13 protein-coding genes and 1 pseudogene are annotated in these 15,527 nt (G+C 74.1%); 7 read left to right on the plus strand and 7 right to left on the minus strand.

Annotation, left to right across the window (positions count from 1 at the left end):
* Positions 1–155: 155 nt before the first annotated feature.
* Positions 156–731 (minus strand): rhodanese-like domain-containing protein, encoded by a 576-nt coding sequence (locus AB0398_RS31785; protein ID WP_366379128.1) that lies wholly within the window; start codon positions 729–731, stop codon positions 156–158.
* 78 nt (positions 732–809) lie between these two features.
* Here AB0398_RS31785 and AB0398_RS31790 point away from each other — a divergent pair, with 78 nt between their 5' ends.
* Entirely contained in the window at positions 810–1,097 is a 288-nt protein-coding gene (locus AB0398_RS31790; protein WP_366379175.1) for a metal-sensitive transcriptional regulator, read from the plus strand.
* 24 nt (positions 1,098–1,121) lie between these two features.
* Here AB0398_RS31790 and AB0398_RS31795 read toward each other — a convergent pair whose 3' ends face one another.
* The 3 genes from AB0398_RS31795 to AB0398_RS31805 all read right to left on the minus strand — a co-directional run bounded on the left by AB0398_RS31795 (position 1,122) and on the right by AB0398_RS31805 (position 3,661).
* On the minus strand, positions 1,122–1,865 hold the full coding sequence (locus tag AB0398_RS31795; protein ID WP_366379129.1) for a sulfite exporter TauE/SafE family protein: 744 nt from the start codon (positions 1,863–1,865) through the stop codon (positions 1,122–1,124).
* Positions 1,862–2,227: a rhodanese-like domain-containing protein gene (locus tag AB0398_RS31800; protein WP_366379130.1), complete on the minus strand. Its 366-nt coding sequence runs from the start codon at positions 2,225–2,227 to the stop codon at positions 1,862–1,864. Before AB0398_RS31800 ends, AB0398_RS31795 begins: the two co-directional genes overlap by 4 nt.
* A gap of 75 nt (positions 2,228–2,302) precedes the next feature.
* Positions 2,303–3,661 carry an MBL fold metallo-hydrolase gene (locus AB0398_RS31805; RefSeq protein WP_366379131.1) on the minus strand — a complete coding sequence of 453 codons (1,359 nt, stop codon included), beginning with the start codon at positions 3,659–3,661 and terminating at the stop codon, positions 2,303–2,305.
* A gap of 150 nt (positions 3,662–3,811) precedes the next feature.
* Here AB0398_RS31805 and AB0398_RS31810 point away from each other — a divergent pair.
* Positions 3,812–4,210, plus strand: a pseudogene (locus tag AB0398_RS31810) (DUF302 domain-containing protein).
* A 50-nt stretch (positions 4,211–4,260) separates the two neighbouring features.
* Here AB0398_RS31810 and AB0398_RS31815 read toward each other — a convergent pair.
* Positions 4,261–4,926, minus strand: coding sequence for a CBS domain-containing protein (locus tag AB0398_RS31815; RefSeq protein ID WP_366379132.1), 666 nt, complete (start codon positions 4,924–4,926; stop codon positions 4,261–4,263).
* A gap of 101 nt (positions 4,927–5,027) precedes the next feature.
* The gene (locus AB0398_RS31820; RefSeq protein ID WP_366379133.1) at positions 5,028–6,299 is read right to left on the minus strand and encodes an MBL fold metallo-hydrolase; all 1,272 of its coding nucleotides are present in this window, start codon (positions 6,297–6,299) and stop codon (positions 5,028–5,030) included.
* A gap of 173 nt (positions 6,300–6,472) precedes the next feature.
* Here AB0398_RS31820 and AB0398_RS31825 point away from each other — a divergent pair, with 173 nt between their 5' ends.
* From AB0398_RS31825 to AB0398_RS31835, 3 genes are read left to right on the plus strand one after another with little or no spacing between them, the layout of a single operon-like run.
* Positions 6,473–7,555, plus strand: a complete 1,083-nt coding sequence (locus AB0398_RS31825) for a zinc-dependent alcohol dehydrogenase family protein (protein ID WP_366379176.1) — start codon at positions 6,473–6,475, stop codon at positions 7,553–7,555.
* Entirely contained in the window at positions 7,552–8,322 is a 771-nt protein-coding gene (locus AB0398_RS31830) for an HAD-IA family hydrolase (protein WP_366379134.1), read from the plus strand. The genes AB0398_RS31825 and AB0398_RS31830 overlap by 4 nt, the downstream gene beginning before the upstream one ends.
* Positions 8,319–10,709, plus strand: coding sequence for a glycoside hydrolase family 65 protein (locus AB0398_RS31835; RefSeq protein WP_366379135.1), 2,391 nt, complete (start codon positions 8,319–8,321; stop codon positions 10,707–10,709). The genes AB0398_RS31830 and AB0398_RS31835 overlap by 4 nt, the downstream gene beginning before the upstream one ends.
* Before the next feature lie 21 nt (positions 10,710–10,730).
* On the opposite strand, the gene AB0398_RS31840 is transcribed toward AB0398_RS31835, so the two are convergent.
* Entirely contained in the window at positions 10,731–11,903 is a 1,173-nt protein-coding gene (locus AB0398_RS31840) for a nitroreductase family protein (protein WP_366379177.1), read from the minus strand.
* An 88-nt stretch (positions 11,904–11,991) separates the two neighbouring features.
* Between AB0398_RS31840 and AB0398_RS31845 the strand changes: the two genes are divergently transcribed.
* Both AB0398_RS31845 and AB0398_RS31850 read left to right on the plus strand, forming a co-directional pair.
* A complete protein-coding gene (locus AB0398_RS31845; protein WP_366379136.1) occupies positions 11,992–12,852 on the plus strand; it encodes a universal stress protein in 861 nt (286 codons plus the stop codon).
* Positions 12,853–12,859: 7 nt separating this feature from the next.
* The gene (locus AB0398_RS31850; RefSeq protein ID WP_366379137.1) at positions 12,860–15,481 is read left to right on the plus strand and encodes a cation-translocating P-type ATPase; all 2,622 of its coding nucleotides are present in this window, start codon (positions 12,860–12,862) and stop codon (positions 15,479–15,481) included.
* The last annotated feature ends 46 nt before the right edge of the window (positions 15,482–15,527 follow it).

Genomic DNA, 15,527 nt, shown 5'->3' on the forward strand with positions numbered 1-15,527 from the left:
AAGAGGCTGAAGGTGGCCCGGCCCCGCATGTCCTCCCGCAGGTACGAGAGGGCCATCGTGACCTGGTACAGGTCGGTGGTCGTCACCTGGGACATACTTCGAGCATGCGCGGCCGGCCGGCGGTCCGCACGGGGACATGGGGTGCGGCCCTCGTGTCAGCGGGCGCGCAGTGCCGCGAGGGCCGCCTCCAGATCGGTGGCGCGGGGACGGTTGTGGGGGAGCTTGGCGAGCATGGCGCCCATGCCGCAGGTGTCGGTGAGGGCGGAGAAGACCAGCCCGGCGGCGATGCCGGCCGAGAGGATCTGGAAGGCCGGGTGGACGAGGACGCCGAGCAGGAGGCCGAGGAGGACGACGGTGCCGGCGGTGAGGCGGACCTGGCGTTCCATGCCCCAGGCGGTACGGGCCCCACCTCGGGGGCGGTGCAGGTCGTGGCCGTCGGCGGCCCAGGCACCGGTGCCGCCGGTGAGGGTGGCGGCGGCGACGCCGTGCTCGGCGAGGACGCGGCAGGCGTTCTCGGACCGGGCGCCGGACGCGCAGACGACCAGGACGTCGCCGCGGTCGGCGGCGTCGCGGATGTCGGGCAGCGCCCTCTGGATCTGGTCCAGGGGGATGTTCAGGGCGCCGGGCAGATGGCCGCCGGCGTACTCGCCGGGGGTGCGGACATCGATGACGGTCAGTTCGTGCAGGCGGGTGCGGGCTTCGCCGGTGCCGAGGGTCGCGGGTGCGGTCATGGCGGGTGTCGTCCTTTTCTGGAGTGCCCCGAGGAGGCGGAGTACATTACCCCTGGGGGTATTGAGTGAGGAGTGATGGTGGAGCTTGATCTGGCGGAAGCAGAGCTGAAGGCGGTCCTGAACCGTCTGCGCAGGGCGCAGGGGCAGATCGCCGGAGTGGTCCGGATGATCGAGGAGGGCCGGGACTGCGAGGAGGTCGTCACGCAGCTGGCGGCCGCGTCGCGGGCACTGGACCGGGCCGGGTTCTCGATCGTCGCCACCGGCCTGCAGCAGTGCCTGGCCGGGACGGAGGACGGCGGCCTTTCCCGCGAGGACCGGGATGAGATGCGCGGTCGCCTGGAGAGGCTCTTCCTCTCCCTGGCCTGAGCCGCGCGACGGCGGTGGATCCGCTCATACGACCACGTCCACGAGCATCAGGGCCGCCACGCCGAGCAGGACGAAGGCGAAGACCCGCTGGAGGGTCGGTCCGGTGATCTTCGACGCCAGTCGTTTGCCGTCCCAGGCGCCGAGGATCGCCGCTCCGGCGAAGGGGGCGACCGCCTCCCACCGCAGGTCCCCGCCGGTTCCCGTCCGCGCGGTGAGTGCCGCCAGGGAGTTGACGGTGATGACGAGCAGGCTCGTGCCCACCGCCTGCTTCATCCGCAGGCCGAGGACACCGACCAGGGCCGGGACGGCGAGGAACCCGCCGCCGACGCCGAGGAATCCCGTGACGGCACCGAGTCCGGCCCCGGCGCCCGCCGCCTTCGCCGGGCGCACCCGGTCCGGCGGCCCGGAGCTCGCGGGACGCAGCATCCGTACGGCGGCCAGGGCGGCGACGAGCGAGAACGCGCCGGTGAGCACTGCCGACGGGAGGTGCCCGGCGGCGGCTCCGGCGAGGAACGCCGGCACGATCCCCGCTGTCGCGAAGAGGACTCCGGTCCTCCAGGCGACGTTGCCGTCCCGGGCGTGGGCGGAGAGGGCGGCGGCGGAGGTCGCGGTGACGATGACCAGTGCGGCGGTGGTCGCCGACGCCGGGGAGAACCCGAGCAGGTAGATCAGGGCCGGGACCGCGAGGACGCTGCCGCCGCCACCGAGGGCGCCGAGCGCCAGGCCGACGACGGCCCCGGCGGCCAGGGCGAGGACCAGGGTGCTCACGCTATCGAGCCGCTGTGCCCGCGTTCGTCGACGACCGGGTACCCGGTGGCGGCCCACGCGTTCATGCCGCCCTTCACGTCCACCGCGTCCGCTCCCCGCTCGGCGAGGAGCTTCGCGGCCTGCTGCGAGCGGTGCCCGCTGCGGCAGATCACCACGAGCGGGCGGCCCTGCGCGGAAGCGGGCAGCGCGACGCCCCTGATCAGACCGGTCAGCGGGGCGTGCACCGCGCCGGGGGCGTGTCCGGCCTTCCACTCGGGCTTCTCCCGCACGTCCAGCAGGACGGCCTCGGGCCGGTCCCCACCGGTACGGGCGCGCGCTTCGTCCGCGGACAGGCGTTGTTCACGCCTTCGGAAGAGGAACATCGTCGGTCTCGCCTTTCTGTTCTGTCGTTCTCGTTCGGGGTGCGGCGGGCCCGGGCGCCCGGGGCCGTCCTCGGTTCAGCCGGTGACGACGGTCAGTCCGGCCTCGGTGGTGGCGTCGAAGCCGTCGTCGACGGCGACCACCTCGCGGCCGGCCGCGTCGAGGAGGGAGGCGGCGATGGCGGCGCGCATGCCGCCGGCGCAGTGCACCCAGACCGTTCCGTCGGGCACTTCGCCGATGCGGTGGTGCAGTGCGTGGACCGGGACGTGGACGGAGCCCTCGATCCATCCGGCCGCGCGTTCGGAGGCGCGGCGTACGTCCAGGACGACGGTCCCGTCGGTGTCCCGGGCCGCGAGGTCCGCGAACGTGGCCCGTGGGAAGGAGGCGGGGGTCTCGCCGTCGCGGATCCAGGCGGTGGGTCCGCCGAGGGCGGCGGCGGCCGGGCGGTCGATTCCGACCCTGACCAGTTCGCGCTGGGCGTCGGCGAGTTGTTCGACCGTCTCGGCGAGGAGGGTGACGGGCTTGCCCCAGGGGATGGTCCAGGCCAGGTAGGTGGCGAGCTTTCCGTCCGCCTCGAAGTTGAACGAGCCGGCCACGTGCCCCTCCGCGAACGCGACCCGGTTGCGCAGGTCCACGACCCACTCCCCGGCGGCGAGCCGCGCGGCGATCTCGTCCGGGTCGGCGGGGGCGGGCGGGGTGAGGTCCACCGCTGCGGGGCCGGATGCGTTGGCCGGGCCCATGTGCGCGTAGTAGGCGGGGACGTCCTCCAGGCCCGCGAGCAGGTCGGCCACGAAGGCGTCCACGTCGGTGGTGAGGGCGGGGTTGGCGGCCTTCTCCTCGCCGATCGTGGTCGCGTCGCCGTCCGCCTGCGCGGAGGAGCAGAAGCTGCCGAACCCGTGGGTGGGCAGGACGGCGGTCTCGTCGGGCAGGGCGTCGGCGAGCCGGTGGGCGGAGACGTGCTGGGCGCGGGCCAGTTCCTCGGTGAGGCGCGGCTCGACGAGGTCGGGGCGGCCGACGGTGCCGATGAGCAGGGAGCCGCCGGTGAAGGCCGCCACGGGCCGGCCGCTCTCGCTCAGCACGTACGCGGTGTGGTGCGGGGTGTGGCCGGGGGTGGCGACGGCCGCCAGGCTCAGGCCGGTGTCGACGTCGACGGTGTCGCCGTCCGCGACCGGGACGCGGGCGAACGAGACGCGGGCGGCGGCCGGGACCAGGTAGGCGGCGCCGGTGAGCCGGGCCAGCTCAAGGCCGCCGGTGACGTAGTCGTTGTGGAGGTGCGTCTCCACCACGTGGGATATCCGCACCCCGCGCCGGGCGGCGGCCGCAAGCACCCGGTCGACGTCACGGGGCGGATCCACCGCCACCGCCGTCCGCTCGCCCCCGGCCAGGTAACCGCGGTTTCCGAGGCCCTCGACATCGATGGTGTCGACAAAGAACACGGGCTTGCTCCCTTCGATGGAAATTACCCCCTGGGGTATGTCATCCACCCTAACAGTAGTACCCCCGGGGGTATATTCCGGGCTGTGGGGTCCCGCCGTTCCGGAGCGGGTGCCCCGGCAGTGCCGACATCGCGAAGGAAGGCGAGCACCATGCCGTACGACCGCACCGTGAAGCTGACGGGAACCTTCGAGGAGACCGTGGAAGCCGTCCGCCGGGCCCTCGCCGATTAGGGCTTCGGCGTCCTGACCGAGATCGACGTACGGGCCACCCTTAAGGCCAAGCTCGACCACGACATGGAGCCCTACCTGATCCTCGGCGCCTGCAACCCGCCGCTGGCCCGCCAGGCCCTGGACGCCGACCGCTCGATCGGCCTGCTGCTGCCGTGCAACGTCGTGGTCCACACCGAGGGCGACGAGGTGGTCGTGCAGGCGATCGACCCCGCCGTCATGGTCACGCTCGCGGGCGTCGACGCCACGGTGCCCGTGGCCGACGAGGCCGGCCGCCGCCTCGACGCCGCGCTCGCCTCCCTCGGCACGGGCGGTGCCTGAGGCCGCTCCGGGCGGGAGCCCTCCGTGACACCGTCGCCCGCCCGGTGCCCTCAGGAGGCGGCCCCTTCCCCGGCACCGGTGACGAGTGCGCACCGGACGTCCACCACGCCCTCGACGGCGAGGGCCGTCCGCGCCGCGAGCGGCACGAGCGCGCTGTCGCGGATCCGGCCGGACAGCGTCACGACACCGGCGTCCACCCGGACGTCGACCCGGTCGCCGGGGGCGGAGAACAGCCGTCCGACGACCTCGTCGCGGACCTCGGCGGCGAGGTCCGCGTCCGGACGGAGGAACACCTTGAGGAGGTCGGACCGGCTCACGACGCCCTTGATCATCCCCCGCGCGTCGACCACCGGCAGCCGTTTCACGCGGTGGGTGGCCATCAGGCGCGCGGCCTGGGGCAGCGAGGCGCCGGGGCCGACCGTGACCGGGGGAGAGGTCATCAGCTCCCGCGCCCGCCGGGAGCCGGCCTTGGCCGTGGCGTCGAGCCGGTCCCGCTGTTCGAGGAGACCGGGACGGTGGTCGTGGAACTCTTCCTTGAGCAGCAGGTCGCCCTCGGAGACCACACCGACGACGCGCTCCTCCTCGTCGACGACCGGGACGGCCGTCACCTTCCACCGCTCCATGGCGGCGACGATCTCCTTGAACTCCGCGCCGGGCCGGACGGCGACCACCTTCCTGGTCATCACGTCGGCCACCGTGAACGTCCGGGTCGTCATGGCTCTCTCCTCACCCGCGTGCCCCAGGGACAGGTTCCTCCGCCGCCGAAGGCGCCGGGAGGGCCCCGGAGGCCACACGCACGGGGCCGAACGGCCCCCGGTCAGCGGACCAGGACGGCCTCGCCGGAGCGCGGTACGACGGCCGTCCAGCCCAGCTCGCGGTCGATGCGGTCGCGCAGGGCCCCGGACGCGGCGGGCTCGCCGTGCACGAGGTAGGTGGTGTGCGGGGCGGGAGCGCCGCGCAGCCAGTCGACGATCTGCTCCGCGTCGGCGTGGGCCGAGAAGTGGGGAACGTCGGCGACCTCGGCCCGTACGGGCACGTACTCGCCGAACATCTTCAGCACCCGCGCGCCGTCCACCAGGTCCCGTGCCCGGGTCCCGGCGGCGGCGAAGCCGACGACGACCACGGTGTTGCGCGGGTCGGGCAGCAGTCGGCGCAGGTGGTGCAGGACGCGGCCGCCGGTGGCCATTCCGGCGGAGGAGATGATGACGGCCGGTCCGCGCGTGCCGTTGATGTCGATCGACTCCCGGACCGTCCGCGCCGCGAGGAACGGTGCGGGACTCAGCGCGGCCTCGCCCTCGGCGAGGATCTCCGGCCGAAGCTCGGCGGATCGGGCGCGCACGGCGTCGCGGTAGACGTCGAGGGCGGCCAGAGCCATGGGGCTGTCCACGTAGACGGGCACGGACCGGGGCAGGATCCCGGTGTCCCGCAGGCGGGTCAGTTCGTGCAGGACGACCTCGGTCCGGTCGATCGCGAAGGCGGGGACGACGACGGTGCCGTTCCGGGCGACGGTCCGCGCGATCACGGAGGCGAACTCCGACAGGACGAGACGGGCCCAGGCGGAACCGAGGATGTGCCCCCCGTGGTGGAGGGTCAGCCGGGTGCCGGACATGATCTCGACCTCGTCGCCGACGGGCACCGGGTCGAAGAACGCCAGCGTCCTCTCGACGTCGGACTCGTCGTACAGCGGCTCGGCCGGACGGTGCTTGGACCAGCCGTGCTCGTCTGCGTGCCGGGCCGCCTCCATCTGGAGCCGGGCGCTGTCGCGCAGCACGATCCCGGCGAGCCGGGCGGTGTGGGCACTGGCGAGGATCGGACCCCGGAAACCCTGCCGCACCAGACGGGGCAGATAGCCGCAGTGGTCCAGGTGCGCGTGGGTGACGACCACGGCACGAATGTCGGCGGCGTCCCGGGCCAGGCGCTCCCGGTTGCGGCGCCGCAGGTTCGCGAAACCCTGGAAGAGACCGCAGTCGAGGAGGACGCGCGCACGGTCGCTCTCGACCAGGAACTTGCTTCCGGTGACCGTCCCCACGCCGCCCAGGAAACTGAGCAGCGCGGGGCGCGGAGCGGGAGCCGTGACCGCCTCGGACATCGTTCGCCCCTTCACAGCGTGCGTCGGCCTCCACCCTCGCAGCACCGCCGGGCGGACCCCAGGGCCCGAGCGGTCCTCTTCCGGGACCGACCGGCCCATGCGTCGGCATCCCGCGAGGGCCGAACCTGAGGGAGAAGGACACCCGAACGCCGTACAGGAAGTGGGTGGGCAGCATGAAGGCCGCCGTCTTTCAGGGGCCGGGCAGCATGGCCTGGCAGGACGTCCCCGACCCGGGCCTCGTGGACCCCGGGGACGCGATCGTACGGGTCGACGTCGTCACGATCTGCGGCACGGACCTGCACATCCTCAAGGGCGACGTGCCGGAGGTGACACCGGGCCGGGTGCTCGGCCACGAAGCGGTCGGCACGGTGGTCGAGACCGGCCGGGACGTCCGTACGGTACGGCCCGGGGACCGGGTCCTGATCTCCTGCATTACCGCCTGCGGACGCTGTCGCTTCTGCCGCGAGGGCCGCTACGGCCAGTGCCGTGGCGGAGGCGGCTGGATCCTCGGGCACACCGTCGACGGCACGCAGGCGGAGTACGTCCGGGTGCCGTTCGCCGACCTGTCCACACACCCGCTCCCGAGCGCGGTCGACAGCTTCGACGCCGTCCTGCTCGCCGACATCTTCCCCACCTCCTACGAGGTGGGCGTCCTCAACGGGCGCGTCCGGCCGGCCGACACGGTCGTCGTGGTCGGCGCCGGGCCCATCGGCCTCGCCGCGATCGCCACCGCACGCCTCTACAGTCCCGGCCGCATCATCGCCGTCGACCTCGCCGCATCCCGCCTGGAGGCCGCGCGCAAGCTCGGCGCCGACGCCACCGCGGCCGCCGACGAGGAGCCGGAACAGCTCGTCGCCGACCTGACGGACGGCCTGGGCGCCGACGTCGTCATGGAGGCGGTCGGAGTTCCGGAAGCCTTCGAGGCGTGCACCCGGATGGTCCGGCCCGGCGGACAGGTCGCCAACATCGGCGTCCACGGCAAGCCCGCGACCCTCCACCTCGAAGACCTGTGGATCAAGGACGTCACGATCACCACCGGACTCGTGGACACCTCGTCCACCCCCATGTTGCTCCACATGCTGGCCGCCGGGCGGCTGCCCACGTCAGAGCTGGTTACCCACCGCTTCGAACTCGGGCAGATGGAGGAGGCGTACGACGTGTTCGGCCGCGCGGCCGACACCGGCGCCCTCAAGGTCGTGCTCGGCGGCCCGCAGCACACGGTCGTTCAGGTCCCCGACCCTCCGGCCGCCGCGTGAGCGGGCGCGACGAAGGCGTTCCGCCGCCGCACGCCGTCGTCCTCGACACCGACGGCGTGCTGCTCGACTCCGCCACCGTGCACGCGGCGGCCTGGAAGGCCGCGTTCGACGTCTGCCTCGCGGAGAGGACGTCCGCCGGCATCCGGGCGCCGTTCGACGAGGACGCCGAGTACCGCCGCTACGTCGACGGCAGGTCGCGGTACGACGGAGCCGAGGCGTTCCTGGCCTCCCGGGGCATCCGCCTTCCGCCCGGGAGCCCCGACGACCCACCCGGTTGCGACACCGTGTGGGCCGTCGCCGCACGCAAGGAAGCGGTGTTCCGGGAAGCCCTGGCTTCCGGTGCCGTCGTCGCCTTCCCGGACGCCGAGGAGGCGCTCACGGCCCTGAGCGCGCTCCACGTGCCGTGCGCCGCCGTCTCGGCGTCCCGCCACGCCCGGACGCTCCTCGCGGACACCGGCCTCGACCGGCTCCTCGCGGTCGTCGTGGACGGCGGGGACGCCGCCCGGCTCGCCCTCCCCGGAAAACCGGACCCGGCGCTCTTCCTCCACGCGGCCGCCCGCCTGGGCACCTCTCCCGGCGACACCGCCGTGGTCGAGGACGCGCTCGCCGGGGTACGGGCGGCTCGCCGGGGCGGCTTCGGCCTCGTCGTCGGTCTCGACCGGACCCCGGACGGGCACGGAGCGGCCCCCCTGCACGCGGAGGGCGCCGACCTGGTGGTCCCCGACCTGACGGCACTGGTGCGGAAGACGTGGAGCGGACGGACATGACCGACGGATGGACGTGGACCTACGACGGGTACGACCCGGCGCGCGAGCGCCTCGTCGAGTCGCTCTGCACGCTCGGCAACGGCAGGTTCGCCACCCGGGGCTCCGCACCCGAGTGCCCGGCAGGTCCCGTCCACTATCCGGGCACCTACCTGGCCGGCTGCTACGACCGGCGCGCCTCGACCGTCGCCGGCCGGCGGGTTGAGAACGAGGACCTGGTCAACCTCCCCGACTGGACGCGGCTGCGCTACCGCTGCCTCCCGGACGGCGGTCCGCCCGGCGCCTGGCTGACGCCCGACTCCCCGGACCTGTGCCACTACGGCGTACGCCTCGACCTGAAGACGGGGACGCTCATCCGGCACCTGTTCTTCCGGGACGCGGACGGACGCGGACTGCGCGTCGGGCACACCCGGATCGTGCACATGGGCGACCCGCGCCTCGCGGCCCAGCGCAGCACGTTCCGCGCCTACGGCTGGACCGGCGCCGTCGAGGTGGAGTCCGTCCTCGACGGCGCGGTCGTCAACGCCGGTGTGGAGCGCTACCGGAACCTGGAGGGCCGCCACCTGACGGACCACCGGAGCGGCTGCGGGCCCGGCGGGACCGACTGGATCTCCTGCCGCACCACCGACCCCGACGTCCGCCTCGCCCTGGCCGTCCGCACGGACGTCCACCCCGGGGCGCCCGCCGAGGAGAAGGCCGTGCCGACCGGCACCGTCCGGACGTACCGCCTGCCGACCGGCCCCCGCCGCCCGGTGACGCTCGTGAAGACCCTGGTCCTGCGCACCTCGGCGGACCGGCCGGACGGCGACCCGCGCACGGCGGCCTGCGACGACCTCGCCCGGGCGCCCGCCTTCCCCCGGCTCCTGGCCACCCACGAGGCGTCCTGGCGGCGCCTCTGGGAGCAGGGCGAGCTGTACGTCCCCGGCGAGGTGGGCCGCATCCTGCGCCTGCACCTGTTCCACCTGCTCCAGACGCTCTCCCCGCACACGGCCGAGCTCGACGTGGGCGTCCCCGCCCGGGGACTGCACGGTGAGGCCTACCGGGGCCACGTCTTCTGGGACGAGCTGTTCGTCCTGCCCCATCTGAACCTCCACTTCCCCGAGGTGGCCCGGGCCCTGCTCATGTACCGCCACCGGCGGCTCCCGGCCGCGCGCGCCGAGGCGCGCCGGGCCGGCGCGGCGGGGGCCGTGTACCCGTGGCAGAGCGCGAGCTCGGGCCGGGAGGAGACCCAGGAGCTGCACCTCAACCCCCGCTCGGGCCGCTGGCTCCCCGACCACTCGCACCTCCAGCGCCACGTGGGCTCGGCCGTCGCGTACAACGTCTGGCAGTACGCGACGGCCACCGGCGACCGGGGGTTCCTGCACGCCGAAGGGGCCGAGGTCCTGCTGGAGATCGCCCGGTACTGGGCCGGCGCCGCCGACCTCGACCCCGCCCTGGGGCGCTACCGGATCCGTGGGATCATGGGCCCCGACGAGTACCACGACGCCTACCCCGACGCCGCGGTCCCGGGCGTCGACGACAACGCCTACACCAACGCGACCGCCGCCTGGGTCCTCGCCCGGGGCCTCGACCTCCTGGCCGAACTGCCCGACGCCCGGCGGGCGGAGCTGACGGAGGAGCTGTCGCTCGACGACGAGGAGCTCGCCCGGTGGGAGGACGTCTCCCGCCGCCTCCACATCCCCTTCCACCGGGGCGTGATCAGCCAGTTCGAGGGCTACGGCGACCTGGCCGAGCTCGACTGGGAGGCGTACCGGGCGCGGTACGGCGACATCCGCAGGCTCGACCGGATCCTGGAGGCGGAGGGCGACACGGTCAACCGCTACCAGGCCTCCAAACAGGCCGACACGCTCATGCTCGGGTACCTCTTCCGGCCCGCGGAGCTGTACGGCCTCTTCGCCCGGCTCGGCCACCGCCTCGACGACGACGTGTGGCGCGCCACCGTCGCGTACCACCTGCGGCGCACCAGCCACGGCTCGACGCTCAGCAGCCTCGTCCACGGCCGGGTGATCGCCCGGCAGAAGGGTGCCGATGCCTGGCGGTACTGCGAGGAGGCCCTGCTCGGCGACGTGGCCGACGTGCAGGGCGGGACGACCGGGGAGGGCATCCACCTCGGGGCGATGGCGGGCACGGTCGACCTCGTGGAGCGCGGCATCACCGGCCTGGAGGCCGGCCCGGAAGGACTCCGCGTGGAACCGGTGGCCCTCGCGCAGATCCCCCGGTTCGCCTTCACGATCTGCTTCCAGGAACATCGGGGAATACGTATGCGCATACTTCCAGGACGGCTTGCCGTTCGCGTGCCCGTCTCGTCCCGCGATTCCCTGGCCGTCGTCCTCCCCGGCGAGCGCCGTTATGTCCTCGCACCGGGGGAGGAGCGCTGGCTCCGGCTGTGAGCAGCGGCGCGTGCGGGCCGCTCAGACGAACGCGAGCACCTCGGAGACCGGCCGGCGGGGAGTGGCCCGCCCCCGGGGCCCGTACCCCATGCGGATCACCATCTGGACGAAGCTCGTCGCGGAGAGCGGGTCCCGCGCGAGGGGACGGAGCTCGGGCCACTCCAGCGGCTGGGACATCAACGAGGTGGCGAGCCCGTCGAGGGTGGCCCGGAGCAGGACCCGGTGCAGCGCCTGCCCGGCCATGAGCCATTCCCCCGGTGCGTCCCTGACGGTACCGAGCAGCGAGATCTGCGGGTCCTTCTCGAAGCGCGCCGAGGCGCGCTCGGGCACCCGGCGCGGCGGGTCGAAGTCCCGCACCGGCGAGGTGACGTCATACTGCCTCGGACCGAGGGCGTACGAGGGGATCCCCTCCGTCCCGGGATCCTCCTCGGTCGCGGCGGTACGGGTCCACCGGGCGAGTTCCGCGCGGACCGAGGCGTCGGCGGCCTCGAACAGCGCGGAGGCGTGCACGAGCCCCATGACAACCTCGGCGTGCCAGTCTCCGGGCACCACCAATCGGCACCCCTCCAGAATGGCGGCAGCCCGCAGCCCGTCGAGGATCTCGGCCGGCACCCGCTCCTCCGAGAACGGGAAGCGACTGGTGTGCCGCTCGGCCAGGGCGGGCCGGAGCTCGGCAAGCTCCTCGTCCGCGCCGGTGGCCTGGTCGAGGCGTACGTCGGCGAGGTGCCACGAGTCCTCCGGATCGGGCAGCAGCCGCACCCTCGCGCCCAGGCCCTGGTGGGCTGCGGCCACCCGCAGCCCGAACAGGGCCGCCCCGCAGCTGAGGTGGAGGGCGCGGTGGTCGGGGTCCGCGTGAGGCATCTCGCGCGACGGGTCCCCGTACAGCTCCACGGTGTCCGCGGCGGTCCGGTGGACGAACCTCCACGGCTGCGCGTTGTGCATCGACGGGGCGGTGACGGCGTCCTCGACGAGGGACGCCACGAGTGCGCGGGTGGGAGCGGTGGTGGTCATGGTTCGTCCTGTTCTGCGGGCTCGTCGGACGGCGCCGGGACGCTGGGAACTTCCGGTTCTCCTCCCACCGTCCGACGGCCGCCAGCTCACGGCGAGGGCCGAACGGCCCCACCCCCGGTCCGACAGGGTCCGATCGCGGAAGGGGGACCTTTGGCCCCGCCCTTGCCCCCAGCGGCCCTCCATCCGGCCGGCCACCGCATGTCACGTTGGGAGCAGTCGGCATGTCCCGGACCCCTCGGGCCGGGCACGGAACCGGACACGGGAGCCCATCATGACCGGTACGACGGAGCGCCGTGAGATCCTCGTCGGCGTCGACCCCGCCAAGAACTCGCACCTCGCCCTGGCATGGGCGGCCGACGAGGCGCACAGGCGCCGCTCGGCCCTGCGGCTCGTGGTCGTCGTCCCCCCGCAGCACGACACCCATCACGTCGACGACACCCCCCGGCACCAGGCACAGACGTCGGCGGGCAGGGAGGCCCTGCTCGCCGCGACGACCTGGGTGCATGGCCGGCATCCCGACGTCGCGATCGCCGCCGAACTCTTCGACGGGTTCCCCGCACGGGTGCTCGCGCACCTGTCGCGCGAGGCCGCCATGGTCGTGCTCGGATCCCGGCACCTCAGCCGGACCGAGGAGTTCCTGAGCGCCGGCTCGCTCGTCGTTCCCGTCACCTCTCAGGCGCGGTGCCCGGTCGTCGTCGTGGGCGACGCGGAGCACACCACCCAGGATCCGCCGTACCTGGTCGTCGGCATCGACGGCAGTGAGCCCTCCCGGGCCGCCCTCGCCCTGGCCTTCGAGGAGGCGGACCTCCGGGGCTGCGCCCTGCGCGCCCTCGCCGTGTGGCAGCCGCCCGTCTTCTCCCTGCACACCGGTGACACGCTGTTCCAGACCGAGCGCCGACTGCTCGCGGAGACCACCGCCGGATGGGCGGAGAAGTACCCCGACGTCCGGCTGACCCACGAGGTCCTCATCGGCTCGCCCGTCGAGGTGTTGGCGGAGGCTGCGGAGCACGCCCTCGCCCTGGTCGTCGGCCGCCGGGGACGGGGCGGCTACACCGGCATGCGCGTCGGATCGGTGGTCCACGGACTGCTGCACCGCGCCCACTGCCCGGTGATCACCGTTCCCGTCGGCTGAGTTCGCCATGACGGCCTCGGCGGCCGCCCGGACGGCCCTGACGACCGGACGCCTCGAAGGGCTCACCGAGGCGGAGGCCGCCCGCCGCCTCGCCGCCGTCGGCCCCAACGAAGTGGCCGCGAGGAAGCCTGTCCGGCTCCACAGCAGGATCCTGATCCAGCTGCGGGACCCGCTGATCATGGTGCTCCTCGGCGCCGTCGTCCTGACCCTCGCGATCGGCGACCACGCCGACGCGATCGTCATCGCCCTGGTCGTCGTGGTCAACACGACGGTCGGCGTGGTCCAGGAGGTCCGCGCCGACGACGCCGTCGCCGCCCTCTCCGCCCTGAGCGCCCCACACGCTCGTGTGCGGCGCGACGGCGCCGTACGCGACCTCCCGGCCTCGGCGGTCGTTCCCGGGGACGTGCTCCTGCTCGGTGAGGGGGATGTCGTGGCCGCCGACGCCGAACTCGCCGAGGCGTCCGCCCTCCTCCTCGACGAGTCGATGCTCACGGGGGAGTCGGTGCCCGTCGACAAGGAGACCGGGGACCCGCTGAGCGCCGGCACCGTGGTCGTGCGGGGCAGGGGAGTGGCCACGGTGACCGCGACGGGCGCCGCCGGCGCGCTCGGCCGCATCGCCGCCCTGCTCGACGACCGGCGCGAGCCGACCCCCCTGCAGCACCGCCTGGCCGCCCTCGGCCGCGTCCTGGCCGCGGTGACGCTGGTCCTGTGCGCCCTGGTCTTCGTCCTCGGACTCGTACGGGGCCTCCCGCCCGGCACGATGGCGGTCACCGCGATCGGCCTGGCCGTGGCCGTCGTTCCCGAGTCCCTCCCCGCCGTCGTCACCTTGGCCCTCGCCCTGGGCGCCCGGCGCATGGTCGCCCGGCACGCCCTGGTGCGGCGGCTGCCCGCGGTGGAGACGCTCGGCTCGGTGACCGTCCTCGCCACCGACAAGACCGGCACCCTGACGGAGGGGCGCATGGTCGTCCAGCACGTCTGGACCCCGGACACGGCGGTGGACCTCACCGGCTCGGGTTACGACCCCGAGGGCGAGGCCCTCGTCGCCGGGAGATCGGCCGACGGCGACGAGCTCGCCCCGGTACGGGAACTCCTGCGGGTCACCACCCTCTGCAACGACGCCGCGCTGCGCCCACCCGACCCGAAGGTGCCCGACACCCACTGGACGGCGCTCGGCGACCCCACGGAAGCCGCCCTGCTCACCGCCGCGACCAAAGCGGGCTGCCCGCGCCCGTTGGAACTGTCGGCGACCCGCCCCCGGATCGGAGAAGTCCCTTTCGACAGCCTCCGCAAGCGCATGACCACGCTGCACTCCGCCGGGAAGGACCGGGTGCTCGTCTGCCTGAAGGGCGCTCCCGAAGCGGTACTGGTCCCGACCGTCCTCACCGACCGCCCGGACCTGCTCGCCCGGGCCCGGCGGGAGGCGGCCCGCCTGGCCGCCTGCGGATACCGGGTGCTCGCCGTGGCCTCCGGGACGCGGGGCGACGTACCGAGCCCGGTCACCGCCGCGGAATCGGGACTCGCTCTCCTCGGCCTGGTGGCCCTCAGCGACCCGCCCAAGCCCCACGCGGCCGCCACCCTCGCCTCCTGCCGTACGGCCGGGATCACCCCCGTCCTCATCACCGGGGACCATCCCGCGACGGCGAAGGCGGTGGCCTCCCGCGTGGCGCTCTTCGCGGACGGCGACGAGCCCGGGGACCGGGTCGTCACGGGGGCGGAGGTGGCGGCGGGACGCGTTCCCGACCTCACCGCGGTCCGGGTCTTCGCCCGCACCGATCCGCAGCAGAAACTGGACGTGATCGAGGCGTGGCGGGCCCGGGGCGCGGTGACCGCCATGACCGGCGACGGGGTCAACGACGGCCCCGCCCTGCACCGCGCCGACATCGGCATCGCCATGGGGGCGCGCGGTACCGAGGTCGCGCGCCAGGCGGCGGACCTCGTCCTCACCGACGACGAGCTCTCCACGGTCGTCGCGGCCGTGGAGGAGGGGCGCCGCGTCTACGACAACATCCGCCGCTTCCTCGTCTACGGAATGGCCGGCGGCGCGGCCGAGATCCTCGTCATGCTCGCGGGCCCCCTCCTGGGGCTCCCCCTGCCCCTGCGGGCCGGGCAGATCCTGTGGATCAACCTCCTCACGCACGGCCTCACCGGCGTCGCCATGGGCGCCGAACCGGCTGCCCCGGGAGCCATGCGGCGCCCGCCGCGCCCGCCGGACCAGCACATCCTCGGCGACGGCGCCTGGCAGCGGCTGCTCCTCCTCGCCACCGCCGTCACGGCCGCCGCCCTCGGCGCCGGGCTCGTCGCCCACGCGCTGGACCTGGCCTGGCAGAGCGTCCTCTTCCTCGCCTTGCTCTCCGCCCAGCTCGGAACCGTCCTGGGGCTGCGGGACCGTCTGCTGACCCGAAGGAACCCCTCCCTCCCCCTGGCGGTGCTCCTCTCCGCGTTGCTGGCTGCAGCGGCGCTGTACGTGCCCTTCCTGAGCCAGGTGCTGGACACCGAAGCGCTCGGCCCGACCGGTGCGGGCATCGGTGCCGCCTGCGCCCCGATCGGGTTCTTCGCCGCGAGGCTCGTCCGGACCGCCTTCCGCAGGACGAACCCGACAGGAAGGTCCGGAGCATCAGGACTACGGTGAAACCGGGCGTGGCCGGTCTCACCCGCGCCCGACGCGACCGGAGGTT

It is taken from the genome of Streptomyces sp. NPDC086147, from assembly GCF_040702165.1.
In the GTDB taxonomy this organism is placed as follows: domain Bacteria; phylum Actinomycetota; class Actinomycetes; order Streptomycetales; family Streptomycetaceae; genus Streptomyces.

Coding starts and splice junctions, on each gene's coding strand:
- AB0398_RS31840 (WP_366379177.1), bottom strand. CDS start 11,903: ATGGAGGGCCGCTGGGGGCAAGGGCGGGGCCAAAGGTCCCCCTTCCGC.
- AB0398_RS31825 (WP_366379176.1), top strand. CDS start 6,473: ATGAAGGCCGCCGTCTTTCAGGGGCCGGGCAGCATGGCCTGGCAGGAC.
- AB0398_RS31835 (WP_366379135.1), top strand. CDS start 8,319: ATGACCGACGGATGGACGTGGACCTACGACGGGTACGACCCGGCGCGC.
- AB0398_RS31850 (WP_366379137.1), top strand. CDS start 12,860: ATGACGGCCTCGGCGGCCGCCCGGACGGCCCTGACGACCGGACGCCTC.
- AB0398_RS31820 (WP_366379133.1), bottom strand. CDS start 6,299: ATGTCCGAGGCGGTCACGGCTCCCGCTCCGCGCCCCGCGCTGCTCAGT.
- AB0398_RS31815 (WP_366379132.1), bottom strand. CDS start 4,926: ATGACGACCCGGACGTTCACGGTGGCCGACGTGATGACCAGGAAGGTG.
- AB0398_RS31800 (WP_366379130.1), bottom strand. CDS start 2,227: ATGTTCCTCTTCCGAAGGCGTGAACAACGCCTGTCCGCGGACGAAGCG.
- AB0398_RS31785 (WP_366379128.1), bottom strand. CDS start 731: ATGACCGCACCCGCGACCCTCGGCACCGGCGAAGCCCGCACCCGCCTG.
- AB0398_RS31845 (WP_366379136.1), top strand. CDS start 11,992: ATGACCGGTACGACGGAGCGCCGTGAGATCCTCGTCGGCGTCGACCCC.